The sequence below is a fragment of the Arthrobacter sp. efr-133-TYG-104 genome (assembly GCF_030208915.1).
In the GTDB taxonomy this organism is placed as follows: Bacteria; Actinomycetota; Actinomycetes; order Actinomycetales; family Micrococcaceae; genus Arthrobacter.
This window is the reverse complement of sequence record NZ_JARVTA010000012.1, coordinates 21234-42483: the sequence shown is the minus strand read 5'-3', so window position 1 is coordinate 42483 and position 21250 is coordinate 21234. Positions and strand designations below refer to the sequence as shown.

General features: G+C 61.4%; 20 protein-coding genes. 7 read left to right on the top strand and 13 right to left on the bottom strand.

Features of this window, described 5'->3' with window-relative positions; all coding sequences use genetic code 11:
* Positions 1-9: 9 nt before the first annotated feature.
* The 3 genes from QRN04_RS10390 to QRN04_RS10380 all read right to left on the bottom strand — a co-directional run bounded on the left by QRN04_RS10390 (position 10) and on the right by QRN04_RS10380 (position 3762).
* Positions 10-993, bottom strand: coding sequence for an ABC transporter permease (locus tag QRN04_RS10390; protein WP_284975949.1), 984 nt, complete (start codon positions 991-993; stop codon positions 10-12).
* The gene (locus tag QRN04_RS10385) at positions 983-1912 is read right to left on the bottom strand and encodes an ABC transporter permease (RefSeq protein ID WP_284975948.1); all 930 of its coding nucleotides are present in this window, start codon (positions 1910-1912) and stop codon (positions 983-985) included. Before QRN04_RS10385 ends, QRN04_RS10390 begins: the two co-directional genes overlap by 11 nt.
* 212 nt (positions 1913-2124) lie before the next feature.
* A complete protein-coding gene (locus QRN04_RS10380) occupies positions 2125-3762 on the bottom strand; it encodes a peptide ABC transporter substrate-binding protein (RefSeq protein WP_284975947.1) in 1638 nt (545 codons plus the stop codon).
* Between the two features lie 346 nt (positions 3763-4108).
* Between QRN04_RS10380 and QRN04_RS10375 the strand changes: the two genes are divergently transcribed.
* On the top strand, positions 4109-5134 hold the full coding sequence (locus QRN04_RS10375; protein ID WP_284975946.1) for a DUF6454 family protein: 1026 nt from the start codon (positions 4109-4111) through the stop codon (positions 5132-5134).
* Between the two features lie 119 nt (positions 5135-5253).
* Positions 5254-6318 carry an LLM class flavin-dependent oxidoreductase gene (locus QRN04_RS10370; protein WP_284975945.1) on the top strand — a complete coding sequence of 355 codons (1065 nt, stop codon included), beginning with the start codon at positions 5254-5256 and terminating at the stop codon, positions 6316-6318.
* A 22-nt stretch (positions 6319-6340) separates the two neighbouring features.
* Here QRN04_RS10370 and QRN04_RS10365 read toward each other — a convergent pair whose 3' ends face one another.
* Positions 6341-7240, bottom strand: coding sequence for a helix-turn-helix transcriptional regulator (locus QRN04_RS10365; RefSeq protein ID WP_284975944.1), 900 nt, complete (start codon positions 7238-7240; stop codon positions 6341-6343).
* A gap of 135 nt (positions 7241-7375) precedes the next feature.
* On the opposite strand from QRN04_RS10365, the gene QRN04_RS10360 reads away from it, so the two are divergent.
* Together QRN04_RS10360 and QRN04_RS10355 are read left to right on the top strand one after the other, a co-directional pair.
* Positions 7376-8593, top strand: a complete 1218-nt coding sequence (locus tag QRN04_RS10360) for an MFS transporter (RefSeq protein WP_284975943.1) — start codon at positions 7376-7378, stop codon at positions 8591-8593.
* Between the two features lie 75 nt (positions 8594-8668).
* Entirely contained in the window at positions 8669-9070 is a 402-nt protein-coding gene (locus tag QRN04_RS10355) for a (R)-mandelonitrile lyase (protein ID WP_284975942.1), read from the top strand.
* 44 nt (positions 9071-9114) lie between these two features.
* On the opposite strand, the gene ychF is transcribed toward QRN04_RS10355, so the two are convergent.
* Positions 9115-10200: a redox-regulated ATPase YchF gene (ychF, locus tag QRN04_RS10350; RefSeq protein WP_284975941.1), complete on the bottom strand. Its 1086-nt coding sequence runs from the start codon at positions 10198-10200 to the stop codon at positions 9115-9117.
* A gap of 136 nt (positions 10201-10336) precedes the next feature.
* Here ychF and QRN04_RS10345 point away from each other — a divergent pair, with 136 nt between their 5' ends.
* The gene (locus QRN04_RS10345) at positions 10337-11581 is read left to right on the top strand and encodes a DNA recombination protein RmuC (protein WP_284975940.1); all 1245 of its coding nucleotides are present in this window, start codon (positions 10337-10339) and stop codon (positions 11579-11581) included.
* A 103-nt stretch (positions 11582-11684) separates the two neighbouring features.
* On the opposite strand, the gene QRN04_RS10340 is transcribed toward QRN04_RS10345, so the two are convergent.
* Together QRN04_RS10340 and QRN04_RS10335 are read right to left on the bottom strand one after the other, a co-directional pair.
* Positions 11685-12770: a 4-hydroxy-3-methylbut-2-enyl diphosphate reductase gene (locus QRN04_RS10340; RefSeq protein WP_284975939.1), complete on the bottom strand. Its 1086-nt coding sequence runs from the start codon at positions 12768-12770 to the stop codon at positions 11685-11687.
* Between the two features lie 27 nt (positions 12771-12797).
* On the bottom strand, positions 12798-13658 hold the full coding sequence (locus QRN04_RS10335) for a hypothetical protein (RefSeq protein WP_284975938.1): 861 nt from the start codon (positions 13656-13658) through the stop codon (positions 12798-12800).
* Between the two features lie 226 nt (positions 13659-13884).
* Between QRN04_RS10335 and xseA the strand changes: the two genes are divergently transcribed.
* Positions 13885-15162, top strand: coding sequence for an exodeoxyribonuclease VII large subunit (gene xseA, locus QRN04_RS10330; RefSeq protein ID WP_284975937.1), 1278 nt, complete (start codon positions 13885-13887; stop codon positions 15160-15162).
* 29 nt (positions 15163-15191) lie between these two features.
* On the top strand, positions 15192-15455 hold the full coding sequence (locus tag QRN04_RS10325) for an exodeoxyribonuclease VII small subunit (RefSeq protein ID WP_284975936.1): 264 nt from the start codon (positions 15192-15194) through the stop codon (positions 15453-15455).
* On the opposite strand, the gene QRN04_RS10320 is transcribed toward QRN04_RS10325, so the two are convergent.
* From QRN04_RS10320 to QRN04_RS10295, 6 genes are all read right to left on the bottom strand, one after another.
* Complete coding sequence (locus QRN04_RS10320) at positions 15452-16306, bottom strand: polyphosphate kinase 2 family protein (RefSeq protein WP_284975935.1); 855 nt, start codon at positions 16304-16306, stop codon at positions 15452-15454. The genes QRN04_RS10325 and QRN04_RS10320 overlap by 4 nt on opposite strands.
* 50 nt (positions 16307-16356) lie before the next feature.
* Positions 16357-17577, bottom strand: coding sequence for a pyridoxal phosphate-dependent aminotransferase (locus tag QRN04_RS10315; protein WP_284975934.1), 1221 nt, complete (start codon positions 17575-17577; stop codon positions 16357-16359).
* A 121-nt stretch (positions 17578-17698) separates the two neighbouring features.
* Positions 17699-18655 carry an ABC transporter substrate-binding protein gene (locus tag QRN04_RS10310; RefSeq protein WP_284975933.1) on the bottom strand — a complete coding sequence of 319 codons (957 nt, stop codon included), beginning with the start codon at positions 18653-18655 and terminating at the stop codon, positions 17699-17701.
* Positions 18652-19395: an ABC transporter permease gene (locus QRN04_RS10305; RefSeq protein WP_284975932.1), complete on the bottom strand. Its 744-nt coding sequence runs from the start codon at positions 19393-19395 to the stop codon at positions 18652-18654. Before QRN04_RS10305 ends, QRN04_RS10310 begins: the two co-directional genes overlap by 4 nt.
* On the bottom strand, positions 19392-20069 hold the full coding sequence (locus QRN04_RS10300) for an ABC transporter permease (protein ID WP_284975931.1): 678 nt from the start codon (positions 20067-20069) through the stop codon (positions 19392-19394). The genes QRN04_RS10305 and QRN04_RS10300 overlap by 4 nt, the downstream gene beginning before the upstream one ends.
* Complete coding sequence (locus QRN04_RS10295) at positions 20069-21163, bottom strand: ABC transporter ATP-binding protein (RefSeq protein WP_284975930.1); 1095 nt, start codon at positions 21161-21163, stop codon at positions 20069-20071. The genes QRN04_RS10300 and QRN04_RS10295 overlap by 1 nt, the downstream gene beginning before the upstream one ends.
* Positions 21164-21250 lie beyond the last annotated feature (87 nt).

Genomic DNA, 21250 nt, shown 5'->3' with positions numbered 1-21250 from the left:
CTTCGCCTTTCATCGCTTGCGCGCCTTCGGATCAAGAGCATCACGAAGAGCATCGCCAAGCATGATGAAGCTCAAGACCGTGAGGGATAGGGCGATAGCCGGATACAGCAACGGCAACGGGTTGGACCGAAGTGACGCTTGGGCGGCTTGGATGTCGTTACCCCAGGACATGACACTCGCAGGTAAACCAATGCCGAGGAATGAAAGCGTCGATTCAGCAACAATGAACGTGCCCAAGGAAATAGTGGCAACGACGATAATCGGAGCCAACGAGTTTGGAAGCACGTGCCGCAGCAACGAACGGAAACGGGACACACCCAGGGAACGGGCTGCGACCACGAAGTCAGCATTCCGGACTTCGATCACCGCGCCTCTGGTAATGCGGGCAATTTGAGGCCACCCGAAGATGACCAAGATCAGTACCAACGTCCACACGGTGCGGTTGGCACGGAAGACGGGAAGCTGCATCATGACGATCGCACCCAGGATCAGGGGCAGGGCAAAGAAGATATCCGTGAGCCGGGCCAGCAAGGCGTCAAGCCAGCCGCCGTAATAACCGGCCAAAGACCCTACGATGCCACCGAAGACCACCACGCCCACTGTGGTGAAGAGGCCCACCGTGACGGAGGAGCGGGTGCCGAAAATAACGCGAGCATAGACATCGCAACCTTGCTTGTTGAACCCCAGGGGATGGCCCGCTATCGATCCCCCATTCGAGTTCGCCAGTTGGCAGGCCTCAGAGGAAGGATCGATCGGGGAAAAAAGCCCGGGAAACAGCGAAACGACAACCACCACGAGGATCATGATCACGGAAATGATGAACAGTGGCTGTTTGCGGAGGTTTTTCCACGCTTCACCCCACAAGCTCGAGGGGGCGTTCTCTTCCTTGACCTTGTCGGTGGCCTGCAGCGGGGTCTCGTCGAGGTCGGCGACAAAGTGCTCGATGTGCCGGCGGCCAGTGTCCTGACCGGTCAGGTTATTTTCAGGAGTCATAGCGGATCCTCGGGTCAAGCCAAGCGTAGAGAAGGTCAACAATAAGGTTGGAAACACAGTAGATCAGCACCAGAACGGTGACGATCGAGACCACGGTAGGACCTTCTCCGGACAGCACCGCGCGATACAAGCGGTTGCCGACGCCGGGAACATTGAATATGCCCTCCGTGACGATTGCCCCGCCCATGAGCGTGCCGAGGTCCGCACCAAGGAAGGTGATCACTGGAATCAACGAGTTGCGCAGGATGTGCACATTAACCACTCGGAACCGGGACAATCCCTTGGCCGTGGCCGTCCTGACGTAGTCGGCGTTCATGTTTTCGATAACGCTCGTCCTGGTCAGGCGCAGAACGTAAGCGAACGATGCCAGTCCAAGCACAATCGCGGGCAGGATCAGGTCCTGGACTGAAGCGGCGGAACTCACTGTCGGTTTCGCCCAGCCAAGCTGCACGCCGATGAAGAACTGCAGGAGGAAGCCCAGAACGAAGATCGGGATGCCGATCACGATCAGGGACGCGATGAGAACTGTTCCGTCAAAGAACTTGCCTTTACGCAGTCCAGCGACCAGACCAAAGGCAATGCCGAAGACACCCTCGAAAATGAGCGCCATGACGGCCAACCGGGCAGTGACGGGGAAGACTTCACCGAGGACGGCCGCAATCGATCGGCCGGAAAAGTCCTGACCCAAGTCAAAAGTGAAGATGCTCTTGAGGTAGAGCAGGTACTGGACAATGAAGGGCTGGTCCAAGTGGTACTGCGAGCGCAGCTTGGCGGCAACAGCGGCATTGACCGGTTTATCGCCAAACAGGGCAGCGATAGGGTCACCGGGAAGGCTGAAAACCAGGAAATACACCAGGAATGTTGCGCCTATGAATACCGGCAGCAACTGGAGGAATCTTTTGAGGATGTACGTCGCCATTAGCGCGTCACACCCCTGTCTGCAGGCACCCGATCCAAGAGTGCAGCGGAGTTGTTCATCGAAGAACCTTTTTTCGTCTGATGTGCGGGCGGGACCTGCCGCGGCAAGTGCCGCCTGCACAAGGACGCCCAACCGGAGTTGGGCGTTATTGATGTGGGGCTTGGCACGACGGCGGTGGTACTCACGTGAGCACCCCCGCCGTCGTTCCCTACTTACTTACCGGTGATGTCGTAGTACAGCGGGACGCCGTCCCAGCCATAGTCGACATTGCTGACGTTGGTGCTCCAGCCGCCCTGGGCAACCTGGTACCACAGCGGGATGGCGGGGAGGTCCTGCAGCAGGATCTCCTGCGCCTTGTTCATGGCCTTGTTACCGTCAGCCACGGAGGATGCGGAGAGACCGTCGGAGATTGCCTTGTTGAAGGCCGGGTTGTCATAGCGGGCATCGTTGGATCCTGCGCCGGTCTTGTAGATCGGGCCGAGGAAGTTGTACAGCGACGGGTAGTCAGCCTGCCAGCCGGCACGGATTGCGCCCGTCAGCTTGCCGGAGGTAGCCAGGTCGCGTGCTTCCTTGAAGGTCGGGAAGGAAAGGCCTTCCGCCTTGATGCCGAGGTTGTTCTTCAGCTGGTTCGTAACAGCATCGACCCAAGCCTTGTGGCCACCCTTGTCCGCGTTGTACGCGATGGTGAAGGTGGTGTTCGGGTCCCATTTCTGGATGGCGTCTGCCTTGGCCCAGAGTTCCTTTGCCTTGGCCGCATCGAACTTCAGGTTGTCAGAGCCCGGAACGTTGTCGCTGTAGCCATCCAGCACGGGGGACGTGAAGTCCTTGGCGGGCTGGCGGCCACCGCTGAAGATGACTTTGGTGATTTCGTCGCGGTTGATCGCCATCGAGATGGCCTGACGGCGAAGCTTACCGGCTTCACCGCTCCAGGCCGGCAGGTACTCCGGGATCGCGATGGTCTGGTTACCAGCGTAGGGCTTTTCGATTGAACGGTCGCCCAGGTCAGACTTGAAGTTCGCGACAGCGCTGGTGGGAATCGTCTGAAGGACATCCAGGTTGTTGCTGAGCAGGTCCTGGTACGCGGCGTCGTCGTTCTGGTAGATCTTGAACGTGATGCCACCGTTCTTGGCCTTGCGCGGACCGTTGTAGTCCGGGTTCGGAACAAGCGAGATCTGAACGTTGTGCTGCCAGCCGTTCTCGGCCATCTTGTACGGACCGTTACCTACCGGCTTTTCGCCGTAGGTCTTCGGGTCAGCCAAGGCAGCGGACGGAACAGGCATGAAGGCTGTGTAGCCCAGGCGGAGCGGCCAGTCTGATTCGGGCTGCTTGAGCTCAACGGTGAAGGTGGTGTCGTCAACAACCTTCAAGCCGGACATCGTTGTCACGGTGGAGCCCGTAGCACTCGCCTCGTCGTAGCCCTTGATGCTCTCGAAGAAGGTCGCACTCAACTGTGCGTTCTTCGCAGCGGCACCGAAGTTCCAGGAATCAACGAACGTCTTGGCCGTGATGGCTTCGCCGTTGGTAAATTTCTGGTCCTTCTTGATCTTGATGGTGAAGTGCTGGGCGTCAGGCGCCTGGATGGAGTCGGCCAACTCGTTGACGGACTTGCCGTTTGCGTCGTAGCTGACCAGGCCGGCGAAGATCAGGGTGCCGATCTTGCCGCCGCCCACTTCGTTGATGTCGGCGGGCATGATCGGTCGCTGCGGCTCGGAGCCGTCGGCGATGATGACCTTATTGCTGTTGCCCGTTGATGAACTGGAGCTGTTACCGGAGCCGCCACTGCAACCGGACATTGCGAGGGCGAGGATCGCCGCTACGCCTAGAGCTTTGGAAGTGCGCGAGAAACGCATTCCGCCTCCTATGAGTCGTGGAGTTGAGGAGGGAAAATTCATGATCTCCCCCAGGCGCGGACACAGCTAGCTACTGTGACGTTGCCTACATGTGAGTGTAAGCCTACCCACATTGTGTCCGAATGTTGGAACATGCTGGGCAAACCGTAACCGTTCCGCAACCTCCGGATGCCTAAATTGTCGGGGATTTCAAGTCAAACGTTACTCGGTGGTAGCATTCGCTGTCTGACAGCAGGACAGGGCACCTCCTGCGGTGTTCACCCACAGTTTGCCCTGCCGCACCCGGAGATTAATTACTGGTCAGTAGCGTCGAAGGCTCTTGCCAGACCATCTTGGGAGCCTCCGCATGAGCACGAAAAAAACCAGTACCATCATCACGTCCGTCGCCGCGATCATTCTGGCCGCATCCGCCGTCGTTGGCACTGCCGCTGCGCAGGCGTCAAACGGAAACGATCAGAACGGCAGGAAAGACCAGTCCGAAGGACGCGGCCAAACGGACACCGCTCTGGCAACTGCCTTCGGCGGCGTCGACCGCAATACCTCGTGGCAACAGACATCAAAGCTGAAGTTGAACTTCCCCACGTTTCACACCGAGGGAATCGCCTTCGGCCAGGACCACATCTTCCTGTCGTCCGTCCAGATCATTGAGCCGACGGTCAAATTCGCCACTCCGCAAGGCGGCTTTGACCGCACTCCCGGCAAGGGCATCGGTCATTTGTTCGTGATGGACAAGGCGGGAAATTTGCAAAAGGACATTGTCCTGGGTGAGGGCGACATGTACCACCCAGGTGGTATCGACTTCGACGGCACCAATGTATGGGTCCCGGTGGCACAGTACCGGCCCAACAGCAGCGCCATCATCTACCGGATCGATGCTAAGACCATGGACGTGCACAAGCAGTTCGAGGTGAAGGACCACTTCGGCGGCATCGTCATGGACAAAGAGACGGGCCACCTTGTCGGCAACACCTGGGGTTCGCGCCGTTTCGCTGAGTGGGACCTGCAGGGCAAGCAGCTCGCTACTTGGGACAACCCCAACTACTTCATCGACTACCAGGACTGCCAGTACGTACCCCAGTCCAAGATGTTGTGCGCCGGGATCACCAACCTCCCGCAGACGCCTGCAGCGGGCGGAACCAGCGCGACATATGAATTGGGTGGCATCGCCATGATCGACCTCAAGTCGCACAACGTGGTTCGTGACGTTCCGTTCCAGCAATGGTCCACTGCGGGGCACGTAGCCACCCGCAATCCCTTCAAAATGACCGCGGACGGAAACCACCTCACCATGAAGGTCGCTCCGGACAACGGCGACGAAGGCAACGGCACCGAGATCCTCACCTACGAAGCAACGGTCGCCCCCGCCCAGTGAATACGGAGCCGCCGTCGTGGAGCACCGGGCGCCGCCGCTGGGCGCCGCTTGACGGATTCACGACGGCGGCCGCCGCCTTATGATGATGATCAGTCGCCGGTCCATCGTCGAAGGAAGCCATGCCCCACTCCTCGCAACCGCTACGCAAATTGGGATTCCTCACCATTGGTTTGTTCGATCCCGCGGATCCAGGCGCGGGGCACGAATCGACATTGCAGATCATCGAGTTGGGTGAGCAGCTCGGGTTCGACAGCGCCTGGCTGCGCCACCGCCACCTGCAGTTTGGCATCTCTTCCCCGATTGCCATCATGGCGGCGGCCAGCCAGCGCACCTCACGCATCGAACTTGGAACCGCGGTAACCCCCATGGGATGGGAAAACCCGCTGCGTTTGGCCGAAGATCTAGCCACCGTGGACCTTCTCGCGGGCGGCCGAATCAATGCGGGCCTGAGCGTCGGCGAACCCATGCACTACGGCACTGTGAAGCACGAGTTGTACCCGGATTCGGCGGAGCTGGAAGACTTCAGCTACACACGGTTGGAACGCCTGGCACGGTTGGTTGCGGGCCAACCGGTACGGGAGTTTTCCGGCAAGCAGGGAGTGGTTGAGGAGTTCTCGAACCGCGTGCAACCGCACTCGAAGGGGCTTCGCGAACGCCTCTGGTACGGGGCGGCCAGCAGGCAATCAGCAACGTGGGCCGGTGCCCACGGATTCAACCTACTCTCCAGCAGTGTGGTCTTCGCCGAGCGCGATCAGGAGCCGGTGTTCGCCAGCATCCAGCAAGACCAGATCCGTGCCTACCGCGAAGCCGCCGCGGCATCGGCCCAAGCACAGGGACCAGCCCGCGTCTCGCAGGGCTTGGTGGTCATCCCCACCGATTCAGCCACGGCGCAACAACGGGAGAAGTACCACCGATACGTTGACGAGCGGACTCCCCGGACCTTGGCTCCCCAAGGGCCCAAAGGCATGCTGTTCGCGCCGGACCTTATTGGTACGAGTGATGAGATCGCGGAGCAGCTTTACGCGCACGCGGGCTTCCAAGAGGTGGACGAGGTGGCGTTCGCGCTGCCCTTTAGTTTCGACCACGAAGACTACGTACAAATACTTTCTGACATCGCCACCAAACTAGGGCCAGCCCTCGGGTGGGCCCCCGCAGCAACCTCTCCGGCGCGAGCCGACGCGTAGCCTGGCCACGAGGCCCCACACATCAGCTGACTGTCTTGGAGGTTTCCTGATGGGGCGGTTCTGCTACGGCTCCACTAGCTGCCCAACTGGCCAGCAACCGCAACCGCTCAGCGCTGGGCGAGCCTGGCTCCGCAGTGTAGATCATGAGCACGCACCCCGGATCGGCCGTCATAACGAGTTCTTCGTAAGCAAGGGTGAGCTCGCCCACCACGGGATGGTTGAACCGCTTTGTGCCCGCCCCGTGGGTCCGGACGTCATGCGCGCCCCACAGCCGCCGGAATACGTCGCTCTGCGTTGACAACTCACCAACGAGGTTCTGGAGGTCTTTGTCGTTGGGGTCCCGTCCGGCTTCGGTCCGCATGATCGCCACGCACATCCCGGCGAAGAGCTCCCAATCCGGATAGAAGTCCTTGGACGCAGGGTCAAGAAATTGGAACCGGGCCAGATTCGGAGTGCGACCCCCGGACCCGATCAGGGGTGCGTAGAAAGCACGTCCGAGCTCGTTCGTGGCAAGGAGATCCTGATGCTGGTCCCGAACGAAGGCAACGCCGTCGGTAATTGTGTTGAGTACCCAGTGCAAGCTGGGTCGGCTGGCGACATTGCTCGTTGATCGACGGCGGGGGCGCCCCGACAACGGAATGCCGTCGCCCGCGCGGGCAAGGTCGAAGAGGTGGGTCCGCTCCGTGTCATCCAGGAAAAGTGCGCGCGCAATAGCGTCGAGCACGGATGAGGAGGCTCCTCCGAGGGCACCACGTTCGAGCTTTGCGTAATACTCGACGCTGACGTCCGCGAGCGCGGCAACCTCAGTGCGGCGAAGCCCGGCAACGCGCCTGTTCGGGCCGGCAGGAAGCCCGGCCCGCTCGGGGGTGATCTTTGCCCGGCGCGACATCAAGAACTCGCGTACCTCGGCTTTATTGTCCATGCCAAGAGAATACGTCCCTCCGAAGTCCGCTGGGGTCCCCTGCTGGTACACCGTTTGATGGAGACTCCCAGCCCTGAGGGGGCACGTGTTGACTGGATAAGGATCCGACACCCTGAGCCGCGAACAAGGAGAAGAATGACCACCACCGCTCCGGCACCGTCCCTGAAGTTAGCCGACGAGCCGAAAAGGCTGCCCTTAGCCAGCTTGGCCGCCCTTGCCGTCATCGGCTTTGTACTGGTCGCGATGGAGACCATGCCGGCGGGGCTTCTGCCGGTCATTGCCGCCGGAATGGGCATCCGCGAAGGCACCGTCGGACTGTTCGTCAGCGCCTATGCCCTAGGCACCGTGATCGTCACCATCCCCGCAATTACGCTGACCCGGGGTATGCGCCGTAAGCCACTGCTCCTCGGCGCTATCGGCGGTCTCATCCTGGCTAATACCATCACTGCCCTTTCAAGCGACGTAGCCCTGTCACTGGCATCGCGTTTCCTCGCTGGGGCGTTCTCCGGAATCATCTGGGGAACGCTGGCCGCCTACGGCCGGAAGATCAGCCCTCCCTCCCGAGCCGGGCTGTCCTTGGCGGTCGTCTCCGTCGGGGCGCCCGTCGGATTCGCACTGGGCACACCCCTTGGCTCCTGGATCGGAACGAGCTTTGGCTGGCGCTGGGCCTTCGCCGGGCTGACAGCGGTTGCCCTCATCGTTGCCGCGTTCATTGCCGTGATCGCGCCCGACGCACCAGGGCAATCCGGGACCTCACGGCTCCCCCTGGTCCGGGTCTTTCGCATTCCGGGTATCGCCGTGATCCTAGCGGTCATTTTCACGTGGATGCTGGCCCACAACACCATCTACACCTACATCGCCCCGTACCTGAGGACCACAGGCACCAGTCTCACCGCCGACGTCGAACTCTTCATCTTCGGGGTGGCCTCGATCGCCGGAATCATCATTACCGGTGCGGTCCTTGACCGCCACCCCCGCCCCCTTTTGCACGGAAGCGTCGTGGCGTTCATTGTGGCAGCGGTGGTGCTGCTATTCGGCAATACGTCGGCCCGGGCGATCATCGCGGCCACCATTCTGTGGGGCATCACATTCGGTGGGGCTCCTGCCCAGCTGCAGGCTGCCCTGACCGTCACTGGAGGGGAGGAATCCGACGTCGCAAATTCATTCTTGCCAGTAGCGTTCAACCTGGCCATCTTCGCCGCCGGCGTTCTCGGAGCCGCGTTGCTAACGAACTTCAGCGCCTTGGTGCTCACGATCGTGATGATCGTCGCCGGTCTGGCCGCACTCCTACTGACCATCTACGGACGCGGTACGGCGTTCCTCCCCAGCCCCTCACCGAAACAAGTTCCATGACGTCCGACCAACCCAAGGGCATGCCCGAAATGGGTGTGGCAAAGGAATTTTTCAGCGATAAAGAGTAGGAAAACCATGAATATCGAACCCACCAACCCCACCACCAAAAACCCGGCCGCGCAGTTCGCCGGCGATGTCTGGCTCGACCCGATCGCAGTTCCCCACGAGCAGGACCAGACGATGGTAGTTGCCACTGTGCGCTTCGCTCCCGGAGCCCGCACAGCCTGGCACTCCCACAAACACGGCCAGTACCTTCGCGTGACCCAAGGCGTGGCCCGCTTCGGGGGCCGCGACGGCAAGATCATCGAAGTTCACCCAGGACAGACGCTGTACACGGCGCCCGGCGAGGAGCACTGGCATGCGGCCGCCCCCGGTTGCTTCATGGAACACATCGCCATGCTCCAGAACGGCGAAGATCCCTCCACCACGACAACTTGGGGAGAGCACGTTAGCGACGATGAGTACAACGGCAAGTAGAGGGCCACTCCAGCGGCGATCGCAAAAGCTCCAGGAGGTTTGGGCTAGACGTTAAACCTGAACTCCACCACGTCGCCGTCGGCCATCACATATTCTTTGCCTTCGATCCGAACCTTGCCCCGGGATTTGGCTTCGGACATGGAACCGGCGTCGATGAGGTCATCGAAGGAAACAACTTCGGCCTTGATGAACCCGCGTTGGAAGTCGGAGTGGATCACGCCAGCGGCTTGGGGTGCGGTGTCGCCTTGGCGAATAGTCCACGCACGGGTTTCCTTGGGGCCAGCCGTCAGGTAGGTCTGCAGGCCCAGCGTGTGGAAACCGACCCGTGCCAACTGGTCGAGGCCGGATTCGGTCTGACCGTTCATTTCCAGCATCTCGCGAGCTTCGTCCTCGTCCAGTTCAACGAGGTCCGATTCCAGCTTGGCATCAAGGAAGATGGCGTCCGCAGGGGCCACCAAGGCCCGGAGTTCGTCCTGCTTTGCCGGATCTCCAAGAATCCCTTCATCCGCATTGAAGACATAGATGAAGGGCTTTGCGGTGAGGAGGCCCAACTCCTTGAGGTGTGCCATCTCCAACTTGTCACTCTTGATGGACGAGAAAATGGTGTCACCGCGCTCGAGTACAGCTTGGGCGGCCTTGATGGCGGCCAGTTCCGCTGCGTCGCGCTTCTTGATCTTGACTTCTTTTTCGATGCGCGGGATCGCGTTTTCGATGGTCTGGAGATCGGCCAGGATCAGCTCGGTGTTGATGGTCTCCATGTCCGAGCGCGGATCTACCTTGCCATCCACGTGGATGACATCCGGGTCGTCGAACACGCGCACCACCTGCGCGATAGCCTCGGCCTCGCGGATGTTTGCGAGGAACTTGTTGCCCAAGCCCTCACCCTCCGATGCGCCCTTAACGATGCCGGCAATGTCCACGAAGGAGACCGGCGCCGGCAAAAGACGCTGCGAACCGAAGATCTCCGCGAGCTTAGCCAAACGGGGATCCGGCAGGTTCACGACGCCGACATTCGGTTCGATCGTTGCGAACGGATAATTCGCAGCAAGCACCTGGTTGCGGGTCAGTGCGTTGAAAAGAGTTGATTTGCCGACGTTGGGCAGTCCGACGATGCCAATAGTAAGAGCCACGAGCATAGATTCTACCCGTTGGGGTGTTCTCGGCGCCTACCGCCCCCAAAGCACGCCCCCGGCGCAGTGCCACGCCGCGGTGCCACGGTCCGGTCGCTTTGCTAAAACTGTCGTACCCCTGTGACAGGGTTGCTCCATGGATGGATTTGGATTGGTCTTGGCCCTGTTGATGCTGCTGATCGGCGCCGTCGTCGGTCTCGTTGCCGGTTACGTGCTCTTCAGGCGTCGGGGCGCGGGGTTGGAGGAAGACTTCGACGCCGTATCGTCGCGGCTTTCGGAGGTAACGGCGCAACTGGCTGCAGCCGACGCCGAACGGCGCCTGTTGTTTACCCAAAATCGTGAACTCAGCGCTGCGAGGAACACCGACAGCAACGTGCTCCAGGCCCTGGCTCCGGTCGCTGAAAAGCTGACGGCCGTTCAACAACAAGTCGCACTCCTGGAACGGGACAGGGTAGAGCAATATGGTCAGCTCGCCCAGCAGCTCCAGGATGCCCGGTTGTCAGACGAACAACTGCTGCGATCCACGCATGCTTTGGCTTCTGCACTCCGGTCCAACAGTGCACGCGGACAGTGGGGCGAGGTCCAGCTGCGCCGGGTGGTGGAAGCCTCCGGAATGCTCCGGCATGTCGACTTCCATGAGCAGGTCCACTCAGGCAGCACGGAGAACACCCTGCGGCCGGACCTCGTGGTTCAACTGCCAGGCGGCAAGCAACTGGTAGTGGACGCCAAGGTTCCGCTTTCTGCCTATTTGGAGGCACAAGAGCAAATCAACGACGGCGGCTCCGCAGGCGAATCCGTGGCGGCGGCCGGGCAGCTTAACTCCGGACTTCGTGACCCCAAGGTGCTCCTTGCTAAGCATGCCAAGGCACTCAAAGCACACATCGATGCCCTGGCAGCCAAGAAGTACTGGGACATTCCCGGGAGCTCACCGGAGCTGGTGATCTGCTTCCTCCCGGCGGAGTCCATTTTGGCTGCGGCGCTCGAAGCCGATCCCGCTTTGCTTGAGTACGCCTTGTCCAAAAACGTGGTGCTCGCATCGCCGGGAACGCTACTGGCAGTCCTCAAATCTGTGGCCTTCACATGGCGCCAGGATGTCCTGACGGACAGCGCCCACCAACTCTTCGAGCTGGCCAAGCAGCTGTATGAGCGCATGGGCACCCTCGGGGAAAATGTGGGGAAACTCGGAAGTTCCCTCAAGACGTCCGTCGACCGTTACAACGCCCTTGTAGGGACCTTGGAGGCCCGGGTTCTTCCGACGGCCCGGAAGCTCAACAGCATGGATGACTCCGGTTTGGTCACGCCAATGTCCGTGGAGGCGGTCCCCCGCGGTTTGGCCGCCCCTGAACTGCTCACGGTGGACACCGAGGAATCAGCCGCTTAACGAACTCGCCCGCAGTGCGTCCCCGGAAACGGGGACACACTGCGGGCAGTTGCACTGCGGGTGGTTCTGCCACGGTGGTTCTTAGGACGTCGGCACGGTGGCTCTAGGACGTCGGACGGCTTCCGCGGCCGCCGAGTGCCCTGGACACATCGCCAGCCTTCTTCAGGGTTGCCCTCAGCTCCTTGGGCAATGAGAAGAGCAGGTCTTCCTCAGCTGTGACCACTTCCTGGACTTCGCCATAGCCGTAGTCGGCCAAGAGCCGCAGAACGTCCTGGACGAGCACCTCGGGAACGGAGGCCCCTGATGTCACGCCGACAGTGGCCACGCCCTCAAACCACGACTCGTCCACCTCGTTGGCGAAATCCACCCGGTAGGAGGTTCGCGCACCGTATTCAAGTGCTACCTCCACCAACCTGACCGAGTTGGAGGAGTTTGCCGAACCGACCACGATGACGAGATCGGCCTGCGGGGCGATCTTCTTGATGGCCACCTGGCGGTTGGTAGTGGCATAGCAGATGTCGTCGCTGGGCGGATCCTGCAGAGTGGGGAACCGGTCCTTCAGCAGGCGTACAGTCTCCATGGTTTCGTCCACGCTGAGGGTAGTCTGCGATAGCCAGATGGTCTTTTCAGGATCGCGGACCGTGACCTTGTCTACCTCATGGGGCCCGTTAATGATTTGGATATGCTCCGGGGCTTCGCCGGCGGTTCCTTCGACTTCCTCGTGGCCGTCATGGCCGATCAAAAGGATGTCGTAGTCCTCCTTGGCGAAGCGAACAGCCTCGCGGTGAACCTTGGTGACCAGCGGGCACGTGGCATCGATGGTGCGCAGCCCGCGATCTTCCGCTGATTGCACCACGGCAGGAGAAACACCATGCGCGGAGAAGATCACCAAGGCGCCCTCGGGCACCTCATCCGTTTCGTCAACGAAGATGGCGCCCTGTTCTTCCAACGAGGACACGACGTGCACGTTGTGAACGATCTGCTTGCGGACGTACACAGGAGGGCCGTAGTGTTCCAAAGCCTTTTCGACGGCGATGACGGCCCGGTCAACGCCGGCGCAGTAACCCCGGGGGGCTGCCAGGAGAACCTTCTTGGGTCCTGTGACGGGAGCCGCCGCCTGAATCTCCTCCGGGGAACGCCGCCGGCGGGGCACCGTGGGCATGGGAATGGAAACGGCTGTGCTGGTCATCCTTCCATGGTAGCGGCCCGACCCTTGCTAACGGGCGGAACGTGACCATCGTCGCCTTGAGAGGATCAGACCTACGAGGCCTACGACGAGCAGGATGCCCGAGGCCAACGCAGCGTCCCACACCCATTCACCAAAGCCCTTTGTTGCTGCTGAGAGGAACTCCTGTTTGAAAAGCTCCGCCACACCATTCGAACTCGACAGATTGCCTACCACTCCACCGGCAAGTTGGGCTCCGGCCGTCCAGAGCGCGGCCAACGCGAGTCCTCCGAGGCCCAAGAACAGCAATACCAGGGCGCGCCGACGGGCGGTCACCAACGCCAACAGGGCAGATACGACGGCGCCAAGTGCCGCCACCCACCACAGTGGCGCGAAGGCCGAGACCCGCTCAACGAGTTGCCTCTGCGAGGGTTGGCCCAAGGTGACCAGATTTTCCGATGGGACGTCCAGTTTGATTCCAGTAGTGCCGGCGACGTGATCCCGTACCAGTCTGACCAAGGGTCCGACGTCGAGGACAAGGGCCGTACTGGACGCACCATTCCCCGGTTGGCCGGCGGCGCCGAAGTTGAGGCGATGGCTATTCCTCACCGTGTCCTGCCACGCCTGGGGGTAGTCGCTCCATGATTGCATTCCCTCAGTGGCACTTTTGAGGACTCCCGCGGCGAGGGATCGGACCGGCTCGGGAAGATTGACCGAGGATTCAAAACTGCCGACGGCGGCCGTGGCCAGGCGGCCCTGGAAATCGGAATCGCTACCCAATGAACCCGCCAGATGGACAAAACCGTCCTCTTTGACGATGTTCTGGTCCACCCAAGCCGCAGGAACTGCGACGGCGGTGAGCAGCAAGGCAACCACCACTCCCAACGCTGAGACAAAAGTTCGCAAAGCCATCCTTTGAGTCGGGGGTCAAGGAACCATCCTAGGACTGTCCACAGGATTGGAAAAAAATGTCTGAGCCACACGCTATAGCTGGATAGAGTTGGAAGACTGACCGGCACCCAAGCACCCCAAGACAAGCGCACTCACACAAACGCCCTGGATCAAGCGCCGTACCCCTAGCAAGGACTATCACCCATGGAATCACCGTTGCGGCCCCTGGCTCAGGTTCGGAGCAGACATGTCCGCTGACGCCTCCCCGGAATCCACGCTGCCTGGGACCGCGGCCGAGACCAGCCCGGACAACCCATGGCCCCTTCAGTTGCTCTCACGCAAGCTGAAAGCCCATATTGAAAGGGCACCGGCCGCTTGGATCGAGGGCCAGGTCATCGAACTGAACCGCCGGGGCGGCAATGCGTTCCTCACGCTGCGCGACGTCGACGCCGAAATCTCATTGCCTGCTTCTGTTTGGTCCACTGTCCTGGACCGCCAGCCGGTACCCCTGGAACGAGGCTCACGGGTGGTGGCGTTGGTGAAGGCGGACTTCTGGGTAAAGACTGGTCGCCTTAACATGTCCGTCAAAGACATCAGGCCCGTCGGTCTCGGCGACCTCCTTGCCCGGATCGAACGCCTGCGGCAGGCCTTGGCGGCAGAGGGACTGTTCGCGGATTCCCGAAAACGGAAGCTCCCCCTCCTTCCCCACCGAATTGGGCTCATTACGGGCCGTGATTCCGACGCGAAAAAGGATGTGCTGCGTAACGCGGCACTCCGCTGGCCCGCCGTCGAATTCGATGTCCGGGAGGTTCCGGTGCAGGGAAATACAGCCGTAGCGCAGATCATTGCCGCCCTCACATCGCTGGATGCCGACCCACACGTTGACGTCATCGTACTGGCCCGTGGTGGAGGCGCTTTGGAGGATCTCCTGCCGTTCAGCAACGAAGACCTCGTCCGGGCCGTAGCCGCCGCCTCCACTCCTGTGGTGAGCGCAATCGGCCACGAAGCGGACCGCCCTATCCTGGACGACGTAGCTGATCTCCGCGCCTCCACGCCCACGGACGCCGCCAAGCGCATCGTGCCCGATGTCAGCGAGGAACTGGCTGTGGTGCGCCAAGCGCGCGAGCACTTGAGGCGCAGTGTGGGCCGCATGGTGGATCGGGAGACGGACCGGCTCCACTCCTTGACGTCCCGGCCTGTCCTGGCCTCGCCGGATTCGATGGTGGCCACCCGCGCGGATGACGTTGCACGCCTCCAACAGCGGGCACATTCAGCAGTGTCCACTGCGCTTGTTCGGTCTTTGGACCAAGTGCATCACCTGCGCGCCCAAGTAAGGGCACTGTCCCCCCAAAAGACCTTGGACCGGGGCTACGCGGTGGTCCAGGTGGTCGGGGCAGACCACGCAGGGCATACGGTGGTGAGCAGCCCGGGGCAAGCCCCTGAAGGCACTGAATTGGCCATACGCGTGGCCGAAGGCCGTTTCCGGGCGGTGTCGTCCGGTCATGGCGAAATCGCCGAACCATGAATTTCGAAACACCTGACGTAAGGATCACCATGACTGAGAACACTCCGGCGGCACCGGCCCACGACTCCTTGGACGCCCTCAGCTACGAGGAAGCCCGCGAACAACTGGTCGCCGTCGTGGGTCGCCTCGAAGCCGGCGGCGCGAGCTTGGAGGAGTCACTCGCCCTCTGGGAACGGGGCGAAGCACTGGCCAAGCGTTGCGAGGACTGGCTCGAGGGCGCCCGCAAGCGCCTGGCCAGCGCGCGGGACGCCCAGATGGACCCCAACGCAGACCGGACGAAGCCGCAGCCCTAGGAGTTCATGACGAGCGCGCGTTCGGCCGCCACGTCGAACTCTGCGGACGGCCACGTCAGGGACATGCCTTCGAGAGCCTCCAACAAAAGCTGCTGCACGGCGATGCGCGCGTACCATTTCTTGTTGGCCGGGACCACATGCCACGGCGCGATCCCGGTGGAGGTCTTCTCGAAAGCAACGCTGTAGGCATCCATATAGGAGCCCCAGAACGCTCGCTCGGCCAGGTCAGTCTGACTGTATTTCCAGTGTTTGCTGGGATCGTCTAGCCTGGCAATCAGGCGCTTCTTTTGCTCGTCCTGGCTAATGTTGAGCATTACCTTGATGATGGTGGTGCCATCCTCGACCAGCCGGGCCTCGAAGTCGTTGATGGCGGCGTACCTTCGTTCCAGTTCGGCGGCGTCAGCCCACCCGTGGACCCTGTGGATCAGGACGTCCTCGTAATGGGAACGGTCAAAAACGCCAACCATCCCGGCCTCAGGGGACCGCTTTTCGATCCTCCAAAGGAAGTCATGGGACTTCTCTTCATCCGTCGGGGCTTTGAAGGCCGCCAACTGCACGCCTTGTGGGTCCATCGAACCCACGACGTGGCCAATGATCCCGCCTTTGCCCGCTGTGTCCATGGCTTGGAGTATGAGCAGGAGCCGTTTGTCACTGCCGAACTTGCCCTCGGCAAAGAGCCGTTCCTGAAGCCCGGCGAGGCGGGTCTTTTGGGCGGCCAGAAGCTGCTTGCCATCGGACTTCTTGCCCTTGTAACCGGGTGTGGAGTCCGGATCGACGCCGGCAAGCGAGAACCCGGGCTCCACTTTCAGGGTCTTGGCGGGACTCTTGGCGAACTCAAGTGCATCTACCATTGGCATGCCTTTCTGCCCGGCGGCCCCCTTGGCTCGCCATGGACCTCAGGCTAGTTGCCCGGATACCTCGACAGGAAGTCCGCCATGCGGTTGATGGCTTCTTCAATATCCTTGACGTTGGGCAAAGTGACCATTCGGAAGTGGTCAGGGCGGACCCAGTTGAACGCCCTGCCGTGTGATACCAGGATCTTCTGTTCCTTGAGAAGGTCCAGGACGAACTTCTCGTCATCCCTGATGTGGTGGACCTCGGGGTCCAGCTTCGGAAAGAGGTAAAGCGCCCCCCGTGCCTGCTGGGTGCTGACGCCCGGGATCGCGTTGAGGAGATCGTAGGCTTTGTTGCGCTGTTCCAGGAGCCTCCCGCCGGGCAGGATGAGGTCATTGATGCTTTGGTACCCGCCGAGCGCCGTCTGGATGGCATGCTGTGCCGGAACGTTGGCACACAGACGCATGTTGGCCAAGAGATTGATGCCCTCAAGGTAGTCCGAAGCATTTTTCTTGGGGCCGGAAATAGCCATCCAGCCTGCGCGGTAACCGCACACACGGTACGCCTTGGACAATCCGCTGAACGTCAGGCAGAGGACGTCATCGCCGGTGAGCGATGCCAGGTTTACGTGGACAGCGTCTTCGTACAGGATCTTTTCGTAGATCTCATCGGCGAACACCACAAGCCCGTGTTTCTCTGCCAAGGCCACAATTTTCTTGAGCGTCTCTTCGGGGTAGACGGCGCCCGTGGGGTTGTTGGGGTTGATGACCACGATTCCCTTGGTGTGGGGCGTGATCTTTGACTCCATGTCCTCAAGGTCGGGCTGCCAGCCGGAGTCCTCGTCGCACAAATAGTGCACAGGACGGCCGCCGGCCAAGGCCACCGAGGCGGTCCACAAGGGGTAGTCGGGCGTGGGGATGAGGACTTCGTCACCGTCATCCAAAAGTGCCATCAGGGACATGGTGATCAGTTCGCTGACGCCGTTTCCCAGGTAGATATCGTCAACGTGGATGTTCTGGATGCCACGCGTCTGGTAGTACTGCGAGACCGCCGTGCGCGCGGAAAAGATACCTCGCGAATCGCTGTAGCCCTGGGCGTTGGGCAGGTGGCGGATCATGTCCACCAAGATGGCGTCGGGCGCTTCGAAACCGAAGGGCGCCGGGTTGCCGATGTTCAGTTTGAGGATCCGGTGACCCTCGGCTTCCATCTGCTGGGCGGCCTGCAGGATCGGTCCACGGATGTCGTAGAGGACATTATGAAGCTTCGTGGACTGCTTGAAATTCGCCATTCCTCAAATATGCCACATGGGTGATGGACTCCTTCGGAGATGTCCGTCACACACGCGTACGACGACGGCGACAGACCCGCCTGGGTCCGTCGCCGTCGTCGTACGCTGTTTTTTAGGGGACCTACTTAACGATTCCCTTGTCTTTCAACCAAGCGGCAGCTGCATCCTTGGCACTTTGCTTCTGGTTGCCGCTGACGGCGCGATTCAGCTTCACGAGGTCATCGCTGGTGAGGATCTTGGACACGTTGTTGAGTGCATCCTTGGCCTTGTCCGTCATCTTGGCCTTGCTGTAGAGGGGCAGCACCTGCTGGGCCTTGAAGTTGTTCTTGGGATCTTCAAGGATGACCAGGTCGTTATCCGCAATTGACGGTGTGGTGGTGAAGATATCTGCCACCTGTACCTGGTCCGAAAGCAGAGCCTGCAGGGTCAGGTTCCCGCCGCCGTCGTTGAACGGCTGCAGGCCCTTGAGCTCGCAGTTGTAGTTGGCCTTCAGGCCAGGGAACCCGTAGGACCGTGTCTCGAAAGTTGCGGGGGCCCCCATGGTGAGGTCCTTGCAGACCTTGGCAAGATCCTCAATGGATTTGAGCTGGTACTTTTGCTGCGTCGCCTTGGTCACCACCATGGCGTCCTTGTCCTCAGCCTTCGCCGGATCCAGTACCCCAAGACCGGACGGCAGCTTCCCCTGGAGCGCCTTGTACACGTCATCGGCGGAGACCTGGGTAGCCGACGTGTCCAGATAGGACAGCAGGTTCCCGGAATAGTCCGGAACAAGGTCAATGGACCCGTCCTGGACGGCCTTGTAATAGATCTCCCGGGATCCGATGTTGGGCTTGGTGGTGGCAGTGATGCCCGCGGCGTTCAAGGCACCGGCATAGATTTCACCGATGATCTGGCTTTCCGGAAAGTCGGCAGAGCCGACAACCAACGGACCGCCGGCGGCGCCCCCGCTCGCTGCCGACGTCGAGGGCGTAGCCAGCGGGCTGCCACCGCAGGCGCTCAAGGCGAGAGCCACGCCGACTCCGGCGGCGAGCCCAGCCAACCCACGGCGGGTCAGGGGCGTGGATACAGGGTTTTTCATGGTGTACCTCCTTGAAGGACAGCTCCGGCGGGAGCTGGGGCTGCGAGATCGTCGGCCGCCGTCTGGCGTCCGCGTGAATCGAGGGTCAAGCCAGGCGAGAGAACGAGTCTCTGCACCCCGGCAAGGATGAGGTCTACAGCGATCGCCAGCGCAGCGATCAGCAACGAGCCGCCCAGCATCCTGGGGAAGTCCTGCAGGACAAGGCCATCGAACAGGTAGCGTCCCAATCCGCCCAACGGCAGGTAGGCCACTACAGACACTGTTGCAATCACTTGCAGGACAGCCGTCCTGATGCCGCCGAACATCACGTGAAGCCCGTTGGGCAACTCAACCCGGAACAAGACCTGGAGTTCGGTCATCCCCACGGCCCGGGCAGCGTCCACCACTGTGGCATCAACGCTGGATATGCCGGCGTACGTTCCTGCCAACAACGGCGGCACCGTTAGGATGACGAGCGCCCAGACAGGCGGCATCAGCCCACTCCCGGCCAGCAAGGCGAAGAGCACCAACAACCCAAGAGTGGGCAGTGCGCGCAGGGCACCCGCCACGGCGACGGCAACCACACGGCCACGGCCGGTGTGGCCGATGAACAGGCCGATCGGAACCGCGATCACGGCTGCGATAACCAATACCAAGGCGCTGTACTGAAGGTGTTCAAGAAGACGGTTGGGTATACCGCTGATGCCCCGCCAGTGTGCGGGATCAGCCAGCCAGGCAAGAGTGTCGGCGAAGATGTTCATACTGGCGCTCCTGCGGGTTTAGGCACAGCGTTGCTGCCCCCAAGTGCCCGTGTCCAAGGCGTCAGCAGCCTCTCCAGGACAACGAGGACCGCGTCCATGAGCAGGGCAAGAACAAGGATGGCGAGGATTCCAACCACCACCTCGGTGACGAAGTTGCGCTGGAGGCCGTCCGTGAAGAGGATACCGAGGTTACCGACGCCCAAGAGGGCAGCGACACTGACCAAGGAAATGTTACTGACCGAGACAACCCGCAGGCCAGCGAACAGCACGGGAAGTGACAACGGCAAATCCACCCGGAAGAAGCGCGCGGTGGGTTTGAAGCCCATGGCCACGGCGGCGTTGCGGAGTTGGTCATCCACGGAGTCGAAGGCGTCCATGGCAGCCCGGACCAGCAGTGCGACTGCGTAGATCGTCAGGGCCACCACCACGTTGAGGGGGTCCAGGATCCTCGTGCCCAGGATCGTGGGAAGGATGATGAAAAGGGCCAGCGAAGGAATGGTGTAAAGCAGCGAGGTGGCCGTTGTGACCACCGAACGCAGGACCCGGTTTTGCCTGGCCAACTGAGCCAAGGGAACTGAGATCACGAGTCCCAAAACCATGGGGATGACGGCCAGAAGCAAGTGCTGTCCGGCCAACCCAAAGATCATGCCGCTGTTAGCCAGGAACCATTCCATCAGGTGGCATCCTCCCTGTGGTGGCGGACTTCTTCGATCAGCGCCAGGACCTCGGGCGCCTTCAAGACTCCGGCCACCCGGCCGTCGTCGTCCACCGCTACACCGAGGCCCGACGGCGAGGACAACGCTGCGTCCAGCGCGCGGCGCAAGGTGTCTCCCTTGCGGAAGAGGGAGCCACCGGGAATCAGTCCGGCGCCATCCCGGGGCGAGGACCAACCCAAAGGACGAGAGTCCGCGTCCACAACCAGCGCCCACTCCCCCGTTTCCCGGCCGGCGCTTGTTCCGTCGGCCACGCTGACCGTTGCAACGGGGTGAAGCGTCACGGCGTCTGCCACGTTGAAAGCAAGGTGGCGGAACCCTCGGTCGCGACCGACGAATGAGGCGACGAAGTCGTTGGCGGGGGCCCGGAGGATCTCCTCGGGCGCTGCGTACTGCGCGAGTTTGCCCCCGACGGCGAACACGGCCACCTTGTCACCGAGGACGGTCGCTTCGTCGATGTCGTGCGTGACAAAGACGATGGTCTTGGCAAGTTCGCGTTGAAGGCGCAGCAACTCCTGCTGGAGTTCGTCGCGGACAACGGGATCCACTGCACTGAAAGGCTCGTCCATGAGCAACACAGGCGGATCCGCCGCCAGCGCTCTGGCAACGCCGACGCGCTGTTGTTGGCCGCCCGAGAGTTGGGAGGGGTAGCGTTTGCCCAGTACCGGATCGAGCCCCACGACGTCGAGCAGTTCCGCGGCCCGCTTGCGCGCCACGGCCTTCGAAACTCCGTTGAGCCGCGGAACTGTTGCCACATTGTCCAGGACCGAACGGTGCGGCAGCAGCCCGGCCGACTGCATCACGTAGCCCATGGAGCGGCGAAGCTCAGCCGCGGGCACTTGCGAAACGTCGTTGCCGCCCACGGTGATGGTCCCCTTGGTGGGCTCGACCATACGGTTGATCATCCGCAAGGAGGTGGTCTTGCCGCACCCCGAGGGACCCACGAATACGGTAATAGCGCCCTTGTCCACGGACATGGTCAAGGCGTCCACGGCCGGTTGCCCACTTTGGTATTGCTTGGTGACGCTCTGGAACTCAATCATGGCTTCAGCCATACCCGGGCTTACCTATCTGTGGAGGACAACTTTGGTGGAGCCTAACGACCGTCACGCTTATTGAGAGGCCGCGACGCTGCTATCTGG